Below are 22,922 nucleotides of genomic sequence, written 5' to 3'. Positions count from 1 at the left end.
TGATGTCACACATTGCAATCTATTTTTTAAAATTTTTAAAAATATTTTTAATCGCATCTAAAAAATTTTTTATTTTGCTTTAAATTTATATTTTAAAGCTGTATTCAATTATAAAAGTACATAATTAACTAGATTTTTTGGTATAATTAAACTAGAGGTGATTATATGAAAAGGCTACTTACAATATTTTTGATGGCATTAATTATTTTTACAAACGCTTATGCAAAGGATGACATACAAGTATTTTTAGAAACTCCTACCATGCTACAAGCGAAGAGAGGAGACAATTTAAAATACTCAATCAACATAAAAGTTCCAAATGAAGCTAAAAAGGCATACAAATCCTTCGTAGTAACTGTGCTTATAGATGAAAACTTGGACGTGAAATCCAGTTCATTAGTAGGTGCAACTGAAAAGAAGGACTCCATTGAGCTTAAGACCACCAAGGTAAAAAATGACAGCCAATCTCTAATTACACTTGCTGTTATGAATATAGATTCAATTGGAAGTACAGAGCTAATTAAAATTCCACTGGACTGCGTACTTAAATCAGATATTGGAAAGGTGGACGGACTTAAAAATTCTGTAATTCTAACTTCAGTCGGAATGGACGGAAGCGAAAACACAGATCAGCAAAGTTTCGTCGCTCAAACTCCAAGCACCCAGGCAACTCTTTCCGTAAATCCTATTAAGGAAGGAGATGCAAATGCAAATGGTAAGGCAAATCCAAAGGCAAAGATAAACGCTACTTTAAATGGCAAATCCATTGGAGAGGTAGTAGCCGATGACAACGGATCATTCACCATGAAGCTACCAACTATTAAGGCAGCACAAAATATAATATTTAAATCAATCTACACCGTTTCTGGAAAAGAACAAAATGCAGAAGTTGCAATCGTAGTTGAAAAATCTAATATAGTTCCAGATAAAAAGGTGGAAACTAAAGTAGAAAATAATAGAGGAAACTTAAATACCAAGGAAGAACTACAAGACTACTTGAAGTTTGCAGAAACTTTGGAAACTAAAGGGCTTGGAATGGAAAGTTTACTTAAATTCCAAGCGGCTTTAGCCACTGGAAAGTATTTAGAGATAAAGTCAGAAGCAACTCCGGATGAAATTGGAAAAGCTATTAGAGATTTGGATGATGTAATAAAAGAACTTAGAACTCCATACATGACTGGAATTGAAAAAGATATTTTCAAAGTAGAATCCTACATGACAAGAGGTCAAGGAGCATTTATCTTTGCAAAGATCATAAATGGAGAAGCACCTACATCTATCTACTCAACTTTTAAAGATGTTCCTCAAAAGATGTGGTATGCAGAAGCTATAGGTTTTTGCGAAAAAAATGGAGTCATTTCAGGCTACGACGACAAGACCTTCAAACCGGAAAAACAACTTAAAAGAGCAGAGTTTGCCATGATTGTATATCGCTATTTAGGATACAACGAAAATTTCACAAAACAAAGTTTCAGCGATGTTAAGCCTGGTTACTATGCTTTCGATGCAATAAACACCCTTAAAGACAGGGGAATATTGACAGGAAGTCTCGATGGCAAATTCCATCCAGAAGCTAAGATCAAAAGAGGGGAAGCAGCTACTATAATCAACAGAGCACTTAGAAGAAATCCAAATGTAGAATTTTTAAATAAATATGGAAATAATCCATTTAAAGATTTGAAGAAGAAGCATTGGGCATATTATGAAATATTGGAAGCAACTGGAAATTAATTAAATATGAAAGACTTACTATTAAAATACTATGACCTGACGATTATGGTCCTTCTATTTGTAGGACTGTATATAATTTTAAAGATAATTAACTATTTTAAAGAAAAGAATTTTGAAAAATATATAGAAAGTAGAGCTTTTATCGGTCGCAGCGAAAAGCTAGATATCAAGAGGGATTACGACATAGTCATGAAAGCGCAGGAACTTCTAGATTTTGATTTCAAGGTGGACAGCACCACCTTTTATGACTTAAATCTCCTTGACTATATAAAAAGAATCGATTATTCCATGTCCACAATGGGAGCATCGAGCCTCTATGTGAGGACTAGAGAAGCACGCCCTATCTTAAAGGACCTCGACACTTTGAGATATATTAGAGAAAAAGAGGAAGAAACCATAAGTCTTATGGCGAAGTTTCTTTCCTTTGGAGAGATAAAAAACAAGGAACTATTCACACTTTTAAAAAATGGAATCGAAGCGAAATTTAGCTTTGAACTATATGTAAAATTTTATCCGCTTATTGCGGCACTTGTGTTGGGATTATTCTTTGTAAGTAAGATATCTTTTTTGTCAGGAATTACCTTAATACTTGCTACGAATGCCATAATCACCAAGGATATCTCCAAGAAAACCCAAGGTGCATCCAAGATGTTAACCATGCTTGGCAAGTTTTCAAAACTTGGAATGGACGTCCTAAAGACGGACTTGGAACTAGAAAGTATAGAAAGATTAAGAGATTACAAAACTCTCTTGAAGAAAATAAATAGAAAGACTGGATCATTCTACAACAAGGTTGGTCTGGATACGGATATTTTCTATGAACTTATAAGCACTGTAACTCTTCACGAGGCGATGCTATTTTTAAGTATCAAGGATTTGGTAAATGAAAATAAGGAAAATTTGTGCAAATTATACTTTATTTTAGGAGATATAGATAATGAGATTGCACTCTCAAACCTATACTACAATCTTGATTTAGTATGCAAAGCTGATGTTGCAGATAAGACGGAAGATATCTCTATCGAAGGAGAAGAACTTCACAACCCGATTATATATTTGAAAGACCAGGAAGAATCTGTGGGAAATACTTTTAAATTTACAAAGGACATCCTTCTAACAGGGTCCAACGCATCAGGTAAGAGTACATTCTTAAGAACCATTGGAATAAATCACCTAATGGCTAAGACTCTTGGATTTGTGGTGGCGAAGAAATTTAAAACCACGGACACAGATATCTTTACAAGCATCGACATCAAAGATTCCATAGAAGAGAAGACCAGCTACTTTATGGCAGAGGCAAAGACCATAAAGAAGATGATAGATAACCCTGGAAACATATATCTTTTGGATGAGGTATTTAAGGGTACAAATACAATAGATAGAATATCTGCGGCAAGCTCCACCTTGGAATATTTGTCCAAGCAGGGGTTTGTAGTAGCGGCCACCCACGATATAGAACTGACCACCATACTTGAAAAAGATTTCTCTAATTATCATTTTGAAGAAGTAGTTACAAAAGACGAAATAAAATTTGACTACAAACTTAAAGAGGGCAGAGCTGCAACAAGAAATGCCATAAGAATTCTAGAAATGTATGACTATCCAGAAATAATCACTAAAAAGGCTAGAGAAAGATCGGAGGAAAGATGAAAGTAATCATAATTGGAGCGGTAGCAGCAGGAGCATCGACAGCTACTAGACTAAGAAGATTAAATGACGAAGTAGAGATAAAAATATTTGAAAAAGGACCATATCCATCCTATTCAAACTGTGCAATCCCAAACTTTTTAAGTAGAGATGTAAAATCTTACGAAAATTTATTATTAAATAGTCCAGAAAGTTTCAAGACTAGATTTAATATAGATGTAGAAGTAAATAGCGAAGTTACAAAAGTCTTCCCTGAAGAAAAGAAGATTGAAATAAAATCGGATGGCAAGACCTACACAGAAGACTATGACAAATTAGTGGTAGCTACTGGAGCAGAGGCAATCGTGCCTTCATTTATAAAGGGAGTGGACCTACCGCATGTGTTTACCGTTAAGACAGTGCCAGATGTGGTGAAACTAGACAACTTCTTAAGAGAAAATGAAAAGAAAAAAGTAACTGTAATAGGCGGAGGATTTATCGGTCTAGAAGTTATGGAAAATCTAAAGAGAGCTGGCTTTGAAGTGAGCATAGTTGAGGCTACAAACCAAGTGATGGCTCCAGTGGACTATGAAATTGCAACCATTATCCACAAAGAAATTCATGACAACGGAGTAGATCTATATTTAGAAGACCCAGTATCAGAAATCACAGAAAAAGAAGTAATCTTAAAATCTGGAAATAGAATAAAAACCGATGCAGTAGTCCTAGCCATAGGAGTAAGACCTACTTCAAAAATCCTAGAAGTTGCAGGAGCAAAGGTGGATGACAGAGGATACTTAGAAATAAGTGACACCTACGAAACCAGCTTAAAAGATGTGTATGCAGTTGGAGACGTAGTTAAGAAAGAAGACTTCATGCTTGGCGGTCTTACAAACCTCGAACTTGCAGGTCCAGCGCAGAAACAAGCTAGAGCCCTTGCAGATCATCTAGCAGGCAGAAAATCAAAACCGGTTTCAGTAATTGGAAGCAGTGCGGTAAGAGTGTTTGATTTAAACATCGCCTGCACAGGATTAAACGAAAAGAAATTAAAAGATAACAATATAGAATACAAAACTTCCTATGTAATCCCAATGGACAAGGTAGGCATAATAGGAGGAGCAAATCCAATATTTATGAAACTAATCTTCGACGAAGAAGGAAAATTGTTGGGAGCACAAGCAGCTGGAAGAGGAACAGTGGACAAGAGAATAGACGTAGTTGCTGCATATATAAAGATGAATGGAAAATTAGAAGATCTATATGAATATGAACATGCCTACGCCCCATACTTCGCGCCTCCAAAGGATGCTGTACATCTAGCAGCAATGGTTGGACAAAATATTTTAAATGGCGATGTAAGATGCGTAACCATGAAGGACTTAAGATCTCTCTATGAAGAAGGAGCGTATATTGTAGACGTAAGAGAGAAGAATGAATTTGAAAATGGTCATATAAAAGGCGCCCACAATATACCTCTAACAGAGATTAGAGATAGAATCGAAGAAGTGCCTAAAGATGTGCCAGTATATCTTCACTGCAGATCATCACAAAGATCCTACTACGCCTACACATTCTTAAGAGAAAATGGATACAATAATATCTACAATATCCAAGGATCCTACCTATGGTTCTCACTTTATGAATACTTCGACGATTTGAGATTAAAAAGGGAACCGATATTTACAAAGTATAATTTCAAGTAAAATTTAATTTAAAAGACAAAAGCAGAGAGGATAACTTTCTGCTTTTATTTTTTAGGAAAAATTTAATTAAATTATCTTGAATTTTTAAAAGTATAAAAATTATATATGACTTTTATGTTTTTGTTCAATATTCTTTTAAAATTATTTTTGGGCAAACGTTAGAGTATAGCCGTTAAACAGATTTTCACAAAAATATTATAGAGTTTAGTACAATAATGTTTAGAATTTAAGTCCCTTAAATGTTATAATAATACTGAGATACTTTTGTTTAGATCTCAATTCCAATTTAGGATTTATGATAGATGGAGGTGATGGTGTGACAGATAATGCTCTTAGTAAGGTTAAGTCTGCTGAAGAAAACGCTTCAAAAATAATTGAAGAAGCTAACGAAACTGCGGAAAAGATATTAAAAGAAGCCAAAGAGAAGGCAACAGAAGAATATAATAATATACTTAAATCTGCAGATGAAAAGAGAACAGAGATTATGAAAGAGGCTAAATCTTATGCAGAGAAAGAAGCCGAGCCGATTATTAAAAATTCAAGAAAGGCTTGCGAAAAAATAAGGCACACAAATAGAGATGCCTTACAAGATGTAGCTGATCTTATAGCAAAGAGGTTGAGTAATGGCAATAGTTAAAATGAGTAAATTTCATCTATTCATTCTCTCCAAAGACAACAATGAACTTCTAAAGGCATTGCAAAGACAAAATCTTGTAAATTTCAATGACCTTGAAATCAAAGAAGAAGATCAGGACTTTTTAAAGAAGGTTCCTATTCCGCAAGAGCTGGTTGGTCTTGACGAAACCATTACCAACTCCAAATGGGCGATAGATCTTTTGGAAAAATATGAAGTAAAGCCTAGCATGATGGAATCTCTAAAGGAAGGTCAAAAGACCTACACCGTTTCAGAGTTAAAAGAAGAGGCTAGGGAATTTCCGTTCAGAGAAAAATTTTCCGAATTAAAAGCTCTAGATGATAGAAAAAACAAAGTTCTTCAAGAAATAGAAAATATGAAGACTAGAGTAAATGAGCTAAGCCCTTGGTCCGATGTGGAGCTAAGAATAGATGAACTGAAGAAATTCAAAGATGTAAAGATAATCCCTGGAAATATCCCAGAAAAGTTTTTAGAAGATTTTAGAAAAGATATAAGTGAAATTGAGTTTGCCGACTTAAAAGTATATGACCTAAAAGACAAGATGGCATATGGAATAGTTATTTACTACAACGAAGATAAGACGGAAGAGGAAGTAACTGAGCTTATAAGACTTCACGCATTTTCTCAAACAGATATTAAAACTAAGGGAAATGTAAGGGATGAGATTTCAAAATTAAAAGAAGAAATCAAAGTAAAAGAAGATGAGCTTAATGAGGTAGAAAATGGTGTAAAAGCATTCGCAAAAGACTTAGAAGGTTTCAGAGTGCTACACGACTATCTAAGACAAAAAAGAATTAGGCTTATCGCAGAAAACAATTTTGTAAGTACAGAAAAAGTAAATATAATTGAAGGTTATGTACCTACAGAAAGTATTTCTGAATTAGAAGAGCTTCTAAAGAATGTAACCAATGGAGATTACTATTGGACCTACGAAGAAGCTAGTGTAGAAGATAAGAATGTACCTATAAAATTAAAGAACAACAAGGTAGTTCAAAACTTCGAAATGATGACAGAGATGTACTCTATGCCACAGTATGGAGAAATCGACCCAACTCCATTATTCGCACCGTTTTACTTTATATTCAGTGGAATAATGATTGGGGATGCAGGATACGGTCTATTGGTATTTATCATGACCAGACTTGCCCTAAAATTCTTGAAGCTTAACGAAGCAACCAAGAGAATGGTAAGTTTTATCTCCTATATATCAGTAAGTACGATGATATGGGGACTTATATTCGGATCATTCTTCGGAGATGCGGTAAAACTACCGGCACTTATAAATCCGAGTGAGGACTACTACTTGATGATAGGCATGTCACTACTGCTAGGTGGAATACACCTATTCTTCGCACTGGGAATTAAAGCTTATATGAATATTAGAGATAAGAAATTCCTAGATGCAATATATGATGTAGGATTTTGGTACATGGCTGTCATAGGAGCTATCGTATTTATAATAGCAATGGCTCTAAAACTAAGCCCTACAGTTACAAACATCGGTAAATGGTCACTGATTCTAGGACTTATAGGAATAGTATTAACCGGTGGAAGAACTGAAGATTCAGTAGGAGCAAAACTTGGCTGGGGACTTTACTCAGCATATGGAATCACATCCTATATTGGTGATTTCGTTTCATATTTAAGACTTATGGCACTAGCTCTAGCGGGAGCGTTTATAGCCATAGCGGTAAATATGATTGTAAGAATGTTATTTAGTGGAGGAATAATTGGAATAATAGCTGGAATCATAATATTTGTAATCTTCCAACTATTCAATGCTTTTCTTTCATACCTATCTGCATATGTACACACAGCAAGACTAACATATGTAGAGATGTTTAATAAATTTTACGAAGGTGGCGGAAGGCCATTTAAAGAAATGATTGCAAAATCAGAATACTTTAATATTAGGGAGGAATAAAATGTCAGAATTTTTTATAACTAATGGTGGAATGATCCTAGGCGGTATAGCGGTAGCTATAGCAGTATTTGTAAGTGGTATCGGATCAGCTAAAGGTGTAGGAATGGCAGGGGAAGCTGCTGCAGGAGTAGTAATCGAAGAACCAGAAAAGTTTGGTAAGTCACTTGTACTTCAACTTCTTCCAGGTACTCAAGGTCTATATGGATTCGTAATCGGTCTATTTATGATGATGAGACTTACTCCAGATATGAGTTTTTCAAGTGGTCTTCTTTTAATCGCTGCATCACTTCCAGTAGCATTAGTTGGATATCATTCAGCTATTTGCCAAGCAAGAGTAGCAGTAGCAGGTATCAATATCCTTGCTAAAAACGAAGAACAACAAGCAAAAGGTATCATCTACGCAGTAATGGTTGAGATGTATGCTATTATCGCATTTGCTGTTTCATTCCTTATGATGACTCGTATCTAATAAAGGAGTGAGATTTTGTCAAATTTAGATAATATAACTAGTAAGATTATCGAAGATGCAAAATTAAAAGCTGAAGAAATAATAAATGACGCTAAAGACTCTGCAGAAAAAATAGTAGAAGATAAGATCCTTCAAGGAGAAAAGAAGAAGGCTCTTATAATCGAAAACTCAGAGAAAGAAGCGAAAACTCTAATTGACAGAAAACTCTCAAAACAAAATCTTGAAGTAAGGGATGACCTTATTTCTGCAAAACAAGAAGTAGTTAATCGTGTAATAGACATGGTTAAGTACAAGCTAAACAATTTAGATGACAAGACCTATATTAATTTTCTTAAAAAATCACTTTCTTCATTTGAAGGAGATAATTTAGAACTAATAGTTCCAGAAGATAAAAGAGAACTTGTAAAGAAAGAAAATCTAAATATAAGACTATCTGATGATGAAGCTATAAGCTCTGGTTTTGCAGTACGTGCAGAAAATATGTACTATAACAATGATTTTGACGGAGTAGTTGAATCTAAAAGAGATGATCTTACTATAGAGATTATGAATAAATTATTTGAAAGTTAGGTTATTATGAAAAGAGAATCATTTATCCAAGCTTCTGCAACTATAAGAGTAAGAGAAAAGAAGCTACTAAACAAAAGCTACTTAAATAGAATTATAGATGCAGCAAGTCTTGAAGAAACACTTAGATTTCTTCTAGATTCTGATTATCAAACCTACATCAACAGTCTTAAGAGACCGGAGGACTATGAAGTAGCTCTATCCGAAAGAAACGAAGATTTCTTAAAGGAGCTATATACGATAAGTCCAGACAGCATACCTATAGATCTTGTAACTCTTAAGTATCTCTACCACAATCTAAAAGTAGTGGTGAAAGAATACGTACAAGAAGAAGACTATAGCGATATGTATTTAAAAGTTAGAAACTTAAATATCGATGGACTAAAAGAAGATATAAAGGATGAAAAGAGACTTAAATCCGATGAAAATATCTACGAAGAGGTAAGGTCAGCAATAGATATCTATAACAAGACCAAGGACCCACAAGAAATCGATATTTACTTAGATAATATGTACTACAAACATCTTAAAGAGCTCGCAAAAGAATCAGAAGTTGAGCTATTTATAAGATATGTAGAAGATTTAATAGACTTTACAAATATCAAAACTTTTATAAGATGCAGAAACCAAAAAAGAGCTGGAGAATTTCTAAACCATGTTCTAATAGATGGTGGAAACATAGATACAAAAGATTTGGTACTAAATCTTGGAAAAGAATTCGATGAGAACTCATCTTTTTTAAAGAGCTCAAGGGTCTATAAATATCTAAAACTTGGCATCGAAGATTACAGGAAGTCAGGATCTCTATCAATATTTGAAAAATTGATGGACGACTACTTTGTAGAACTTATAAAAGATGTCAAACAGATAATCTTTGGACCGGAGGTAGTATTTGCCTACGCTCTTTCCAACGAAATACAGACTAGAAATCTAAGAATTATTCTAATATCTAAGTTAAACGGTCTTTCTTCAGAATTTATAAGAGAAAGGTTGCGTGAAACCTATGTATAAGATTGCAGTTGTAGGAGATAAGGATTCTGTACTAGCTTTCAAAGCCCTAGGAATAGACGTTAGGGTTGCCTATGAAAAAGAAGATGCAAGAGAAGCAATAGACTCTCTGGCAAATGATGGTTACGGCGTAATCTTCGTAACTGAAGAGCTAGCAGATAAGATAGAAGAAACGATAGAAAGATATAATAACAAAATTATTCCTGCTGTTATACTTATTCCATCCAATAAGGGAACATTAAATATTGGTATGAACAAAATAAGTGAAAATGTTGAAAAGGCAGTAGGTTCTAATATATTGTAAGAAGGAGGAACTTTATTGAAATCAGGACGTGTAATTAAAGTATCCGGACCTCTTGTTGTAGCATCTGGCATGGAAAATGCCAATGTTTACGACGTTGTTGAAGTTTCAAAAAATAAAATAATTGGAGAAATAATCGAGATGAGAGGCGGGGATGCTTCCATCCAGGTATACGAAGAAACGACTGGTATCGGTGTAGGAGATGAAGTAGTAACAACAGGCTCTCCTCTTTCTGTGGAACTTGGACCAGGCCTTTTAGAAACCATGTTTGATGGTATCCAAAGACCTCTTGTTGCACTTAAAGACAAAGCGGGAGACTTCCTACTTAGAGGTTCAGAAGTACATTCTCTAAATAGAGAAAAGAAATGGGATTTCGTACCAGTTGCCAAAGTTGGGGACGAACTTGAAAGCGGAGACGTACTTGGTACCGTTCAAGAAACAGTAGTAGTAAAACACCTTATCATGGTTCCAAATGGAATCGAAGGTAAGCTTGTAGATATTAAGAGTGGAAGTTTTACAGTTGATTCTGTAATCGCCACAATTGAAACAAAAGATGGTAAAAAAGATTTAACCATGATTCAAAAATGGCCAGTTAGACGAGGAAGACCTTACAAGAAAAAGGTTGACCCTAAGACTCCTCTAGTAACTGGACAAAGAGTTATAGATACATTCTTCCCAGTTACCAAGGGCGGAACAGCAGCGATTCCAGGACCATTCGGATCTGGTAAGACAGTAGTTCAACATCAGCTTGCTAAATGGGCAGACGCTGAAATAGTTGTATACGTAGGCTGCGGCGAACGTGGAAACGAAATGACCGACGTAATGATGGAATTCCCAGAGCTAATTGATGCTAAAACAGGCGAATCTATCATGAAGAGAACCGTTCTTATCGCAAACACTTCAAACATGCCGGTAGCAGCGAGAGAAGCATCTATATACACAGGAATAACAATTTCTGAATACTATAGAGACATGGGATATTCTGTAGCTATGATGGCTGACTCTACATCAAGATGGGCAGAAGCCCTTCGTGAAATGAGTGGTCGTCTGGAAGAAATGCCTGGTGACGAAGGTTACCCAGCATATCTAGCATCCAGAGTTGCAGATTTCTACGAAAGAGCAGGAAGAGTAATATGTAATGGACACGATGGAAGGGAAGGAGCACTTACAGCAATAGGTGCGGTAAGCCCTCCAGGAGGAGATATTTCAGAACCAGTTTCTCAAGCAACACTTAGAATCGTAAAAGTATTCTGGAAACTTGACTATGACCTATCATACAAGAGACACTTCCCAGCTATTAACTGGCTAGATTCATATTCACTATATCAAGATAAGATTGATAAGTTTATTGACCATGAAGTAAGCTCAGAATTTTCAAAGAATAGACAAGAAGCAATGAGTCTACTACAAGAAGAAAGTGCATTACAAGAAATTGTAAGACTAGTTGGTCGTGACTCACTATCTGAAGAAGATCAACTTAAACTTGAAGTTACCAAGTCTCTTAGAGAAGACTTCCTTCAACAAAATGCTTTCCACGATGTAGATACCTATTGCTCTCTAAAGAAACAAGATCTTATGATGAAATTAATTCTAGGATTTTATCACAGTGCAAAGGACGCTCTAAAACATGGAGCATATCTATCTGAAATAGAAAATCTACCAGTTAGAGAAAGAATTGCAAGATCTAAGAATATAGAAGAAACAAATTTAGCAGAATTTGATGTAATATTTGATGAAATAAAAGATGAACTTGAAGGACTTAGAAAAGGAGGATCTATAAATGCTTAAAGAATATAAATCAGTCACAGCAGTAGTAGGACCTCTTATGACCGTAGAAGGAGTAGAAGGGGTAACCTATGAAGAACTTGTAGACATAGAACTTCAAACCGGCGAAAGAAGAAGAGGCCGTGTAATCGAAGTAAATGGCGACAAGGCAATGGTTCAAATCTTCGAAGGTTCCCAAGGTATAAACCTACCAGAAACAAAGGTTAGATTCTTAGGAAGACCTCTTGAACTAGGAGTATCTCCTGACATGATCGGTAGAATCTTTGACGGACTTGGTCAACCAATTGACAACGGACCAAAGATCATTCCAAAGATGAAGCTCGACATAAACGGATCAGCAATAAACCCAGCGAGCCGTGACTACCCTTCAGAATTTATTCAAACAGGTATTTCAACCATAGATGGACTTAACACATTGGTAAGAGGACAAAAGCTTCCTATATTCTCAGGAGCAGGACTTCCTCACAACAATGTTGCGGCACAGATTGCAAGACAAGCAAGAGTACTTGGAACCAACGATAAGTTCGCGGTAGTATTTGCTGCAATGGGAATCACATTTGAAGAAGCACAATACTTCATAGATGACTTCACAGAAACAGGAGCAATTGACAGAGCAGTTCTATTTATGAACCTTGCTGACGACCCTGCAATCGAAAGACTTGCAACACCTAAGATGGCTCTAACCTGTGCAGAATATCTAGCATTTGAAATGGGAATGCACGTACTAGTTATCATGACAGACATGACAAACTACGCAGAAGCACTTCGTGAAGTATCTGCAGCTAGAAAAGAGGTACCAGGTAGACGTGGTTATCCAGGATATCTATACACTGACCTTTCAACTATCTATGAAAGAGCAGGAAGAATAAAGGGACGTGACGGATCAATAACACAAATTCCTATACTAACCATGCCAGAAGATGATATCACTCACCCAATCCCAGACCTAACAGGATATATAACAGAAGGACAAATAATCCTTTCAAGAGATCTTTATAAACAAGGAATTGAACCACCTATAAACGCAATTCCTTCACTATCAAGACTAAAAGATAAGGGAATTGGGGAAGGTAAGACTAGAGAAGACCACGCTGACACCATGAACCAAATCTACGCAGCATATACTTCAGGTAAAGATGCAAAGGAACTTTCAGTAATCCTAGGTGAAACAGCACTTTCAACAGCAGATAGAGCATTTGCAAAATTCTCAGATGAATTCGAAGCAAGATATGTAAACCAAGGATACTACACAAATAGAACCATAGAAGAAACTCTAGATCTTGGTTGGGATCTTCTAAAGATCATCCCAAGAACAGAACTTAAGAGAATTAAGGACGCGCTTCTTGATAAATATCTAGATGGAAATAGGTGATTAGATGGCACTTCTTAAAGTAACTCCTACGAGGATGAACCTATCTGCACTTAAGACTAGACTTGCAACATCTACTCGTGGACACAAACTTTTAAAAGATAAACAAGATGAGCTCATGAGAAGATTTATAGAGACGGTAAGACACAATAAAACCCTTAGGGAAGAAGTAGAAGAAGAACTTTCTAAATCATTTAAAGATTTTCTACTAGCTTCAGCTCTAATGAGTCCAGAGATGCTAAAAGAAGCTGTGTCTATGCCAACTCAAGAAACCTTTGTAGATATTACAAAGAAGAATGTTATGAGTGTAGAAATCCCTATAATGGAGTTTGAAACTAAAAAACTCACAGAAGGCGGATCCATTTATCCATACGGATTTACTGAAACTACTGCCGACTTAGACATGGCTGTAGAAAAGTTAAATAGAGTAATGTCAAAACTTTTAGAACTTGCCCAAGTAGAAAAATCTGCCCAACTAATGGCGGACGAAATCGAAAAGACGAGAAGAAGAGTAAACGCTCTTGAATATAGAACCATCCCAGATTTAGAAGAAACGATTAAGTTTATAAGACAGAAACTGGATGAAAACGAAAGAGCAAATATAACAAGACTTATGAAAGTTAAAGATATTATTTCAAAAGAAGAAAATAAACCGCCTAAGATAGAATTTGAAGTAGATGAATTAGAAGTTAAGATGTAATTTATCTATAAAAATCTCAATATAATAGAAGAAAAACAAAATGCCAAAGGGCATAGGAGTGTTTAGAGGTAGGTAGTACCTGCCTCTTTTATTTTTTTGAGGATACAAAATGAACTTAGAAAAATATATCGATCCAAGTTACAGAGAGTTTAACTCAAAACTTATACCAGGAGTGGAAAATGTTTTGGGAATAAGGATTCCGGTTCTTAGAAATATTATAAAAGAAATGAATGAGGATGGGAGGGAGGAATTTTTAAATTCTCTTCCTCATAGATGGCATGAAGAAAATATTATGCACATGATAATTATCACTGAAGAAAAAGATTTTGATAAGGCAAAAGAAATGCTTTTAAACTTTCTACCATATGTGGATAATTGGCAGGTCTCTGATGTAGGAATACCGAAATCTTTTAAAAGTACAAAGGATAGAGAAGGTTTACTTGAATTTGTAAAAAATTTAATTTCTAAGGAAGCTACATATTTTAAGAGGTATGGAATTTTTATTCTTATGAAATTATTTCTAGGTGACTTCTATAATAGTGAAGTCTTAGATATGGTAGCGAACATCAAATCGGAAGAGTACTATGTCAACATGATTAGGGCTTGGTTTTTTCAAGAGGCAATGGTAAAAAGATATGGCGACGCTATAAAATATTTAGAAGATAAAAAGCTTGATAGATTTACCCATTTAAAAACTATATCGAAATGTGTAGACTCTAGAAAAATAGATGAAAAAACAAAACTATATCTTAAGTCTTTGAGATAATACTTGCAAGTTTTAGGCTATAATAATATAATCATAGATGATTATAAAGAGATGGAGGAATTATGAGACTAACAAAGCTTTACATGCCTACTTTGAGAGAGGTACCAACAGATGCTGAAGTGGAATCACATAAGCTTCTTTTAAGAGCAGCGATGATTAGAAGATCCACTACAGGCATTTACTCATACCTGCCACTTGGTTATAGAGTTGTAAGAAAAATTGAACAGATTGTTAGAGAAGAAATGGATAGAGCCGGTTCCCAAGAGATACTTATGAGTGCTATTCAACCTGCAGAAATATGGGAAGAATCAGGCAGATGGGATAAGTTCGGGCCGGAAATGTTTAAATTAGTAGATAGAAATGGAAGAGACTTCTGTCTTGGACCTACTGCTGAAGAATACTTCACCACACTTGTTAAGGATGAAGTAAGTTCATATAAACAACTACCGCTTAATATTTATCAAATACAGACAAAATATCGTGACGAAAAGAGACCAAGATTTGGTATAAATCGTGCGAGGGAATTCTTGATGAAGGACGCTTATTCATTCGATAAGGATGAAGAAGGCCTACAAAAATCTTACGATATGTACTACAAAGCATATCAAAATGTATTCGATAGACTTTCCCTTGATTACAAAATTGTAGAAGGTGACAATGGTGCCATGGGAGGACATATGTCCCATGAATTTATTGCTCTTTCTGAAACAGGTGAAGGAATAATTTTCTACTCTGAAAACAGCGATAAGGCTTATACAGAAGAAAAGGCTCCTGTTCACTATGACTTTGTAGACACGAGCGAACCTTTGGAAAAGGAAGAAGTTGAAACTATCGGAGCTAAGACCATTGCAGATTTGTCAGAACTTTTAAATGTAGAAGAAAAGAGATGTGCAAAGGCTATTGACTTAACCATAGAAGGCAAACCAGTAATAGTATTTATTCCTGGGGATAGAGAACTAAATATGGCAAAGTTAATTTCATACCTTGGAGTACCAGAGCATGAAATTGAATTTATGTCAGATGAGGATATTATAAAGATAGATTCTCATCCAGGTTACACAGGACCTATTGGTCTAAATGAAGAAGTAAGAGTTATATTAGATAAATCAATTACAAAGATAAATAACCTTGTTGTGGGAGCTAATAAAAAGGACTACCATATAAAGAATGTTTGTTACGAAAGAGATTTCACTGGTGAAGTAGTAGAAGATCTACTTATGGCAGTGGAAGGAGACAAGATTCCTGGTACTGACGAGGTTTACAAGACTCGCCGTGGTATAGAAGTAGGAAATATTTTCCAACTTGGAACCAAGTACTCAGAAGCTTTAGATGCTACATTCTTAGATGAAAATGGAAAGAGTCAGTATTTTGTCATGGGATCTTATGGAATTGGAGTTACCAGATCTGTAAGTGCTGTAGTTGAACAGTACCATGACGATCATGGAATTGTTTGGCCTATGGCAATCGCTCCATACCAAATAATAATAACTGTTATGAATCCTAAGAAAGAAGAACAGCTTGAACTTGGAGAAAAGCTTCACGCAGCTCTTGTGAATATGGGTTATGAAGTTCTTCTTGACGATAGAAATGTGGGAGCTGGAGTTAAATTCAACGATAGAGATTTAATAGGAATCCCACTTAGAATTACAGTTGGCAAGAAGGCGCAAGACTCAATAGTGGAATTTTCACGAAGAGACAATAGAGAAAATATTGAAATGACTTCGAAGGAAGCTATAGATAGAGTTGTAAGTGAAATGATAGAAGAAAGTGGAATTGAAGAAGCTTTAGAAGATCTATTAAAATCATTTTAGGAGAATAAAATGGCAGATTTTAAATTTGAAATAATAAAAAATATAGCAGTCCTTTCTGAAAATGCAAAAGGCTGGACCAAAGAATTTAATCTTGTGAGCTGGAACGACAGACCTGCCAAGTACGACATAAGAGAGTGGTCTCCAGATCACAAAGCAATGGGAAAGGGTATAACCTTAACTGAAGAAGAAGTAGGACTTATTATAAAAGGATTAAACGAGAATAAATAGTGGTAAGAATAACTAGGAGGAAAATATGACCGAAATTTTAAAGAGAGAAAACAACAAAGTATATTTTGATATAACACTTCCAAAAGAAGAAGTGAAAAAAGCTGAAGTAGTAGCTTATAACAAATTAAAGAAGACCGTTCAAATTCCAGGATTCAGAAAAGGACACGCTCCTAAGATGATCATTGAAAATGTATATGGAAAGGGAATCTTCTTAGAAGACGCAGTAAACGAACTTCTTCCAAAATATTATGAAGAAGCAATAAAAGAACTTAAGCTAGAAGTTGTAGATCAACCAGATGTTGATTTTGACGAAAACATCTCATCTGATGAAGATGTAGTTTGCCACTTCTCAGTATTTGTAAAACCAGAAATCGAAATCGAAAAGTACAAAGGTCTAGAAGTTGAAGATGCTAAACACGAAGTTACAGATGAAATGCTTGACGAAGATCTAAAGAGACAACAAAAGATGAACGCAAGATCAGTTAATATCGACGATAGAGCTGCTGCAGAACATGACAAGGTAAACATCGACTTCGAAGGATTTATCGATGGCAAAGCATTCCCAGGTGGAAAGGGTGAAAACCAAGACCTAGAACTAGGATCAGGCACATTTATTCCTGGATTTGAAGAACAAATCATTGGTAAAAATATCGGAGATGAGTTTGACGTAGTTACAAAATTCCCAGAAGATTACCATGCAGAAGAATTCAGAGGAAAAGAAGCTACATTCAAAACAAAACTTAACTCTATAACTGTGGAAGAACTTCCAGAAATAGACGATGAATTTATAAAAGATATCTCTGAATTTGACACAGTTGATGAATACAAAGCTGATTTAAGAAAGAAACTTGAAGAAGAAGCTGAAAAGAGAACTAAGTTAGATAGAGAAGGAAATGTTCTTAAAAAGATTGCTGAAAAAGTAGAAGTTGATCTACCAGAAAGAATGGTAGAAGACGAAGTTGATAGAACTATCCAAAGCTACAACCAAAGCATGCAAGGACAAGGAATCACTCTTGAACAATACCTACAAATGCTAGGAACTGATATAAACACATTTAGAGAAGGTCAAAAAGAACAAGCTAAGGCTTCTATTATCAGCAGACTTATCGTTGAAAAAATAGTTGAACTTGAAAATATCGAAGTTACAGACGAAGAAGTTGAAGCTGAAATAGACAAAGTTTTAGGCGAATACTTCAAAGATGATGCAGAAAAGAGAGAAGACATGAAGAAGATGATGCTTGAAACTAATAAAGCTGCAGTTGAAGATGATTTAAAAGCAAGACGCGCTCTAGATATTCTTGTAAACGAAAATAAATTCGTTGAAAAGAAAGAAGAAAAGAAAGCAGCTAAGAAAGAAACTAAAAAAACAGCTAAAAAAGAAGATAAAACTGAAGAAAAGAAGACAAAAAAAGTAAAAAAATCTGAAGAAAAAGAAGAAAAGAAGGAAGACTAATTAAATAGAAAGAAGTGATAATATGGCATTAGTACCTACAGTCATTGAGATGACAAACCGTGGCGAAAGAGCATATGATATTTACTCAAGACTTTTGAAGGAAAGAATCATATTTATTTCAGGAGAGATAAATAATGTTACAGCTGACCTAGTCGTTGCTCAACTTTTATTCCTAGAGTCTGAAGACCCAAATAAAGATATCCAAATATATATCAATTCACCAGGTGGTTCAGTAAGTGCAGGATTTGCTATTTTTGACACTATGAATTATATAAAACCGGATGTTTCAACTATCTGTATAGGCATGGCTGCATCTATGGGAGCATTCCTACTTGCAGCAGGTAAAAAAGGTAAGAGATTTGCACTACCAAACTCTGAAATTATGATTCACCAACCACTTGGTGGAGCACAAGGACAAGCCTCAGATATTATGATTCACGCGGAAAAAATAATAGAAATTAGACAGAGAATAAATAAAATACTTGCAGAAGAAACGGGTCAACCTTTGGAAAAGATTGAACACGATACAGATAGGGACTACTTCCTAAGCGCTGATGAAGCTAAGGAATATGGTCTAATAGATAATGTAATAAGAGAAAGAGATTAAAATGTCAGATGATAAAATAAAATGCTCCTTTTGTGGCAAGACTTCTGACCAAGTAAAGAGACTCATAGCCGGTCCAGATGCATATATCTGCAACGAATGTGTGGAACTATGTGAAAGCATACTGGAAGATGAGCTAAGAGAAAGTGAAGATTTAGATTTTGATTTTGAACTTAAGACACCGAAAGAAATAAAAGAAGTCTTAGATTCATACGTTATAAAACAAGAAGCAGCCAAGAAAGCCTTGGCTGTTGCTGTATATAACCATTACAAAAGAATTCATCACAAGTCAGAAGAAGTTGAACTTCAAAAGAGTAATATCCTTATGATAGGACCTACCGGTTCTGGTAAGACACTTCTTGCACAGACTTTGGCAAAGATAATAAATGTACCATTTGCCATTGCAGATGCAACTTCATTAACTGAAGCAGGCTACGTTGGAGAAGACGTAGAAAATATACTACTAAAACTTATACAAGCCGCAGACTATGATATAGAAAAAGCGGAAATGGGAATTATCTATATTGACGAAATAGATAAGATAGCTAGAAAATCTGAAAATGTTTCAATAACTAGGGATGTAAGTGGCGAAGGAGTTCAACAGGCACTTCTAAAAATAATAGAAGGCACTATTGCAAATGTACCTCCACAGGGAGGAAGAAAGCATCCTGCCCAAGAATTTATCCAATTCAACACAGAAAATGTACTATTTATCTGTGGAGGAGCATTCGATGGACTTGCTCCAATTATTGAACACAGAGTTGGCAAGAACTCCATAGGTTTTGGACAAACAGTCATCTCTGAAACAGAAAGAGATAAAAATATATTGTCCAAACTACACACAGAAGACCTAATTAAATTTGGACTTATTCCAGAATTAATAGGTAGACTTCCGGTTACAGTAACACTTGAAGAATTAGATGAAGAAGCTCTAGTGGAAATCCTAAAGACTCCAAAGAATGCTCTCGTAAAACAGTACAAAGAGCTATTAAAACTAGATGGGGTAGATCTTAAGTTCGAAGAAGAAGCTCTTAAATATATAGCTTCTATGGCGATTAAGAAAAAATCTGGAGCTAGAGGTCTACGCGGAGTAATAGAAGATACTATGATGGATGTTATGTTTGAAATTCCATCACAAGACAATATACAAGAAGTGATCATTACCAAAGAATCAGTAGAAGGAAAAGAACCAGTAAAGATAATTAAGAAGAAATAACTTTGGTGATTAAATGAATATAGAAAAAATGCCGATGATTCCTCTTAGAGGAATCGTTGTTTTTCCAGGCATGGTAACCCATTTTGACTGTGGAAGAGATAGAACCATAGGAGCTATCGAAGAATCTGAAATTAGAAATTCTAAAGTATTTCTAGTTTCGCAAAAAGATGAAGAAGTAGAAGATCCTACCATGGATGAAATCTACACAGTGGGTGCCATCGCCAGCATAAAACAAATTTTAAAAATCCCTGGAGGAATAGTTAGAATACTAATCGAAGGGGAAAAGAGAGGAAGAATAATATCTTCCGAAGAAAAAGAAAAGTACACAGAAGTCGAAGTGGAAGTATTTGAATCTAAAGATATAGAAATGAATTCAAATGTGGAAGCATTGGTGAGACTCTGTGAAAAAGATATACAAGAGTATTCTGAAATGGATCAGAAGATGTTACCAGGGATGCTCGACTCTCTAATAAACAAGGACACTCCGGAAACAATGATGGATACAGCTTGTTGCTACATCGATCTATCCGTTGAGAATGCCCAAGAAATATTAGAGGTAGAAGATTTAGAAGAAAGACTTGAAATATTCCACGAAATCTTCTCAAAAGAAGTTGAACTTTTAAAGATAGAAAGAGAAATCGACACAAGGGTTAAATCCCAACTGGACAAGATGCAAAAGGAATACTATCTAAAAGAACAGCTTGAAGTTATAAAGAAGGAACTGGGAGAAGAGAAAGAATCCGACGAATATACAAAGAAACTTGAAGAGAAAAATCTTCCAGAAGAAATAAGAGCGAGGGCTCAAAAAGAAATTGAAAAGTTAAGCACCATTTCGGTTCAATCTCCGGAATATGCGGTAATTATGAATTACCTCGACTGGATAATGGACCTACCTTGGAATGATAGTGCTGAAGAAAATATAGATATTAAAAACGCTAGAAAGATCTTAGACAAGGAGCATTACGGACTTAAAAAAGTAAAAGAGAGAATTCTAGAATTTATTGCAGTTAGAAAATTAAATAAGGGTGCGAAGGGACCGATTCTATGTTTAGTAGGGCCTCCAGGAGTGGGCAAGACTTCTATTGCAAGTTCAATTGCCCATGCCCTCGACAAAAATTTTGTAAGGATGAGTCTTGGAGGAGTTACAGACGAAGCAGAAATCAGAGGACACAGAAGAACTTATATAGGTGCGATGCCTGGACGAGTTATAAGTCTTATGAAGGAAGCAAAACAGAAAAATCCAGTGTTCCTTATGGATGAAATAGACAAGGTTGGAAATAACTACAGAGGAGATCCAGCATCAGGACTTCTAGAAGTGCTAGACCCTGTGCAAAATAAAACTTTTACCGATCACTATATGGAACTTCCATTTGATCTTTCAGAAGTTTTCTTTGTAACGACAGCCAACACCACATCTACTATCCCTGGACCACTTCTAGATAGAATGGAAATTATAAATCTAGAAGGTTACACACCAAATGAAAAATTCAACATTGCGAAGAGATACTTGGTGCCAAGGCAACTTAAAGAGAGTGGACTAAGCGAAGAAAATGTAACTATTTCCGACGGAGCAATAGAAGATATAATCGCTTATTACACGAGAGAAGCAGGGGTTAGAACTCTAGAGCAAAATATTTCTAAAATAATTAGAAAAGCTGCAATGAACATTGTAGAAGGAGAAAAAGAAAAAATCTCCATCACTAAGAAGAATTTAAATAAATTCCTTGGAGAAAAGATATTTTTATTTGACTTGGTGAATAAAGAAAATCAAGTAGGAGTAGTAAACGGTCTAGCTTGGACTGCTGTGGGAGGTACAACCCTTACCATCGAAGCTACAGTTATGAAGGGCAAGGGAAACCTAACTCTTACAGGTTCGCTTGGAAATGTAATGAAGGAATCTGCAACGGCAGCGGTTTCTTATATAGCTGCAAACGCAGAGAAATTTAATATAAAAGAAGATTTCAGACAGAAAAACGACATCCACATCCATGTTCCAGAAGGAGCAGTGCCAAAGGATGGACCATCTGCAGGTGTGACAATTACAACGGCGCTTGTATCCGCACTTACAAAGCGTCCAGTGAGAAGAGATGTTGCCATGACAGGCGAGATAACTCTTCGTGGAAGAGTCCTTCCAATTGGTGGACTTAAAGAAAAACTTTTGGCTGCACAGAGAATGGGAGTTAAGACTGTTATAATTCCTAAGGAAAATATAAGAGATCTAAACGAAATCGAGGACAATGTAAAGAATCTTCTTGAAATAATTCCGGTAAGTGATGCGGAAAAAGTAATAGAAATAGCATTGGAGCAAAAATGAATCTAAATAACGCAAAATTAGAAAAAGTTTCAGTTCATAGAGACACATACCCAGATGAGAATCTCATGGAGATAGCATTTGCTGGAAGAAGTAATGTGGGCAAGAGTTCATTTATAAATTCTATGCTAGGAAGAAAAAACTTGGCTCGTACAAGTTCAAGCCCAGGTAAGACTAGAACTATTAACTTTTATAATATCGATGAAAAACTTAGACTTGTGGATCTTCCGGGATATGGTTATGCAAAAGTGTCTAAGGAAGAAAAATCTTCATGGGCAAAGATTATAAATGAATATTTAGAATCTAGAGAAAATTTAAAAGAAGTTTTTCTACTTGTAGATATAAGACACGACCCGACAAAACAAGATATAGAGATGTTTAGATTTATAAAAGAAGCAGGTTTTGTAGGAATAGTTGTAGCTACAAAATCTGACAAAATTTCAAAATCCAAAGCAATAACTCAAATTAAAAATATAGCAAAAGTTCTAAAAACTGAAAACACAGACTATATAATCCCTTATTCTTCCGTGGACAAAAACATGGTGGATGAAATGTGGATGGTCATAAAAGATCTTTTAGAATATCATAATGAAGCCGACTAGTTCGGCTTTTTTAAATTTTTTGTAAATTATTTAAACGCATCCAACTTTTTAATTTAAAATTTATAAACTATTTATATAGATATATGATAAAAT

20 protein-coding genes are annotated in these 22,922 nt (G+C 35.3%); all 20 read left to right on the top strand.

Going from position 1 to position 22,922, the window contains the following annotated elements; all coding sequences use genetic code 11:
- The first annotated feature begins 165 nt into the window (after positions 1–165).
- The 20 genes from HMPREF9225_RS09485 (at position 166) to yihA (ending at position 22,829) form a co-directional block, all read left to right on the top strand.
- Positions 166–1,731, top strand: a complete 1,566-nt coding sequence (locus tag HMPREF9225_RS09485; protein WP_008902735.1) for an S-layer homology domain-containing protein — start codon at positions 166–168, stop codon at positions 1,729–1,731.
- A gap of 6 nt (positions 1,732–1,737) precedes the next feature.
- Entirely contained in the window at positions 1,738–3,381 is a 1,644-nt protein-coding gene (locus HMPREF9225_RS09905; RefSeq protein WP_008902734.1) for a MutS-related protein, read from the top strand.
- Complete coding sequence (locus HMPREF9225_RS09475) at positions 3,378–5,060, top strand: FAD-dependent oxidoreductase (RefSeq protein ID WP_008902733.1); 1,683 nt, start codon at positions 3,378–3,380, stop codon at positions 5,058–5,060. The genes HMPREF9225_RS09905 and HMPREF9225_RS09475 overlap by 4 nt, the downstream gene beginning before the upstream one ends.
- Before the next feature lie 316 nt (positions 5,061–5,376).
- Positions 5,377–5,697 carry an ATP synthase archaeal subunit H gene (gene ahaH / locus HMPREF9225_RS09470; protein WP_023059678.1) on the top strand — a complete coding sequence of 107 codons (321 nt, stop codon included), beginning with the start codon at positions 5,377–5,379 and terminating at the stop codon, positions 5,695–5,697.
- Positions 5,684–7,639, top strand: a complete 1,956-nt coding sequence (locus tag HMPREF9225_RS09465; protein WP_008902731.1) for a V-type ATP synthase subunit I — start codon at positions 5,684–5,686, stop codon at positions 7,637–7,639. The genes ahaH and HMPREF9225_RS09465 overlap by 14 nt, the downstream gene beginning before the upstream one ends.
- A 1-nt stretch (position 7,640) precedes the next feature.
- Entirely contained in the window at positions 7,641–8,108 is a 468-nt protein-coding gene (locus HMPREF9225_RS09460; protein WP_023059731.1) for a V-type ATP synthase subunit K, read from the top strand.
- Between the two features lie 15 nt (positions 8,109–8,123).
- Complete coding sequence (locus HMPREF9225_RS09455) at positions 8,124–8,678, top strand: V-type ATP synthase subunit E (RefSeq protein WP_008902729.1); 555 nt, start codon at positions 8,124–8,126, stop codon at positions 8,676–8,678.
- Positions 8,679–8,684: 6 nt separating this feature from the next.
- Positions 8,685–9,686, top strand: a complete 1,002-nt coding sequence (locus HMPREF9225_RS09450) for a V-type ATP synthase subunit C (protein ID WP_008902728.1) — start codon at positions 8,685–8,687, stop codon at positions 9,684–9,686.
- Entirely contained in the window at positions 9,679–9,987 is a 309-nt protein-coding gene (locus tag HMPREF9225_RS09445; protein ID WP_008902727.1) for a V-type ATP synthase subunit F, read from the top strand. Before HMPREF9225_RS09450 ends, HMPREF9225_RS09445 begins: the two co-directional genes overlap by 8 nt.
- Before the next feature lie 15 nt (positions 9,988–10,002).
- Positions 10,003–11,772 (top strand): V-type ATP synthase subunit A, encoded by a 1,770-nt coding sequence (locus tag HMPREF9225_RS09440; protein WP_008902726.1) that lies wholly within the window; start codon positions 10,003–10,005, stop codon positions 11,770–11,772.
- On the top strand, positions 11,765–13,141 hold the full coding sequence (locus HMPREF9225_RS09435) for a V-type ATP synthase subunit B (RefSeq protein WP_008902725.1): 1,377 nt from the start codon (positions 11,765–11,767) through the stop codon (positions 13,139–13,141). The genes HMPREF9225_RS09440 and HMPREF9225_RS09435 overlap by 8 nt, the downstream gene beginning before the upstream one ends.
- A gap of 4 nt (positions 13,142–13,145) precedes the next feature.
- The gene (locus HMPREF9225_RS09430) at positions 13,146–13,838 is read left to right on the top strand and encodes a V-type ATP synthase subunit D (RefSeq protein ID WP_008902724.1); all 693 of its coding nucleotides are present in this window, start codon (positions 13,146–13,148) and stop codon (positions 13,836–13,838) included.
- A 109-nt stretch (positions 13,839–13,947) separates the two neighbouring features.
- Positions 13,948–14,604, top strand: coding sequence for a DNA alkylation repair protein (locus HMPREF9225_RS09425; RefSeq protein WP_008902723.1), 657 nt, complete (start codon positions 13,948–13,950; stop codon positions 14,602–14,604).
- 62 nt (positions 14,605–14,666) lie between these two features.
- Positions 14,667–16,415, top strand: coding sequence for a proline--tRNA ligase (locus tag HMPREF9225_RS09420; protein WP_008902722.1), 1,749 nt, complete (start codon positions 14,667–14,669; stop codon positions 16,413–16,415).
- Between the two features lie 9 nt (positions 16,416–16,424).
- Positions 16,425–16,643 carry a YdbC family protein gene (locus HMPREF9225_RS09415; protein WP_008902721.1) on the top strand — a complete coding sequence of 73 codons (219 nt, stop codon included), beginning with the start codon at positions 16,425–16,427 and terminating at the stop codon, positions 16,641–16,643.
- Positions 16,644–16,668: 25 nt separating this feature from the next.
- On the top strand, positions 16,669–18,096 hold the full coding sequence (tig, locus tag HMPREF9225_RS09410; protein ID WP_008902720.1) for a trigger factor: 1,428 nt from the start codon (positions 16,669–16,671) through the stop codon (positions 18,094–18,096).
- A 22-nt stretch (positions 18,097–18,118) separates the two neighbouring features.
- Complete coding sequence (gene clpP, locus HMPREF9225_RS09405; RefSeq protein ID WP_008902719.1) at positions 18,119–18,703, top strand: ATP-dependent Clp endopeptidase proteolytic subunit ClpP; 585 nt, start codon at positions 18,119–18,121, stop codon at positions 18,701–18,703.
- 1 nt (position 18,704) lies between these two features.
- Positions 18,705–19,916 (top strand): ATP-dependent Clp protease ATP-binding subunit ClpX, encoded by a 1,212-nt coding sequence (gene clpX / locus HMPREF9225_RS09400; protein ID WP_008902718.1) that lies wholly within the window; start codon positions 18,705–18,707, stop codon positions 19,914–19,916.
- A 13-nt stretch (positions 19,917–19,929) separates the two neighbouring features.
- The gene (lon, locus tag HMPREF9225_RS09395; protein WP_008902717.1) at positions 19,930–22,230 is read left to right on the top strand and encodes an endopeptidase La; all 2,301 of its coding nucleotides are present in this window, start codon (positions 19,930–19,932) and stop codon (positions 22,228–22,230) included.
- Positions 22,227–22,829, top strand: a complete 603-nt coding sequence (gene yihA / locus HMPREF9225_RS09390) for a ribosome biogenesis GTP-binding protein YihA/YsxC (RefSeq protein WP_008902716.1) — start codon at positions 22,227–22,229, stop codon at positions 22,827–22,829. Before lon ends, yihA begins: the two co-directional genes overlap by 4 nt.
- The last annotated feature ends 93 nt before the right edge of the window (positions 22,830–22,922 follow it).

Source organism: Peptoniphilus duerdenii ATCC BAA-1640 (genome assembly GCF_000146345.1).
In the GTDB taxonomy this organism is placed as follows: Bacteria; Bacillota; Clostridia; order Tissierellales; family Peptoniphilaceae; genus Peptoniphilus_B; species Peptoniphilus_B duerdenii.
This window is presented reverse-complemented; position numbering and strand designations above follow the sequence as displayed.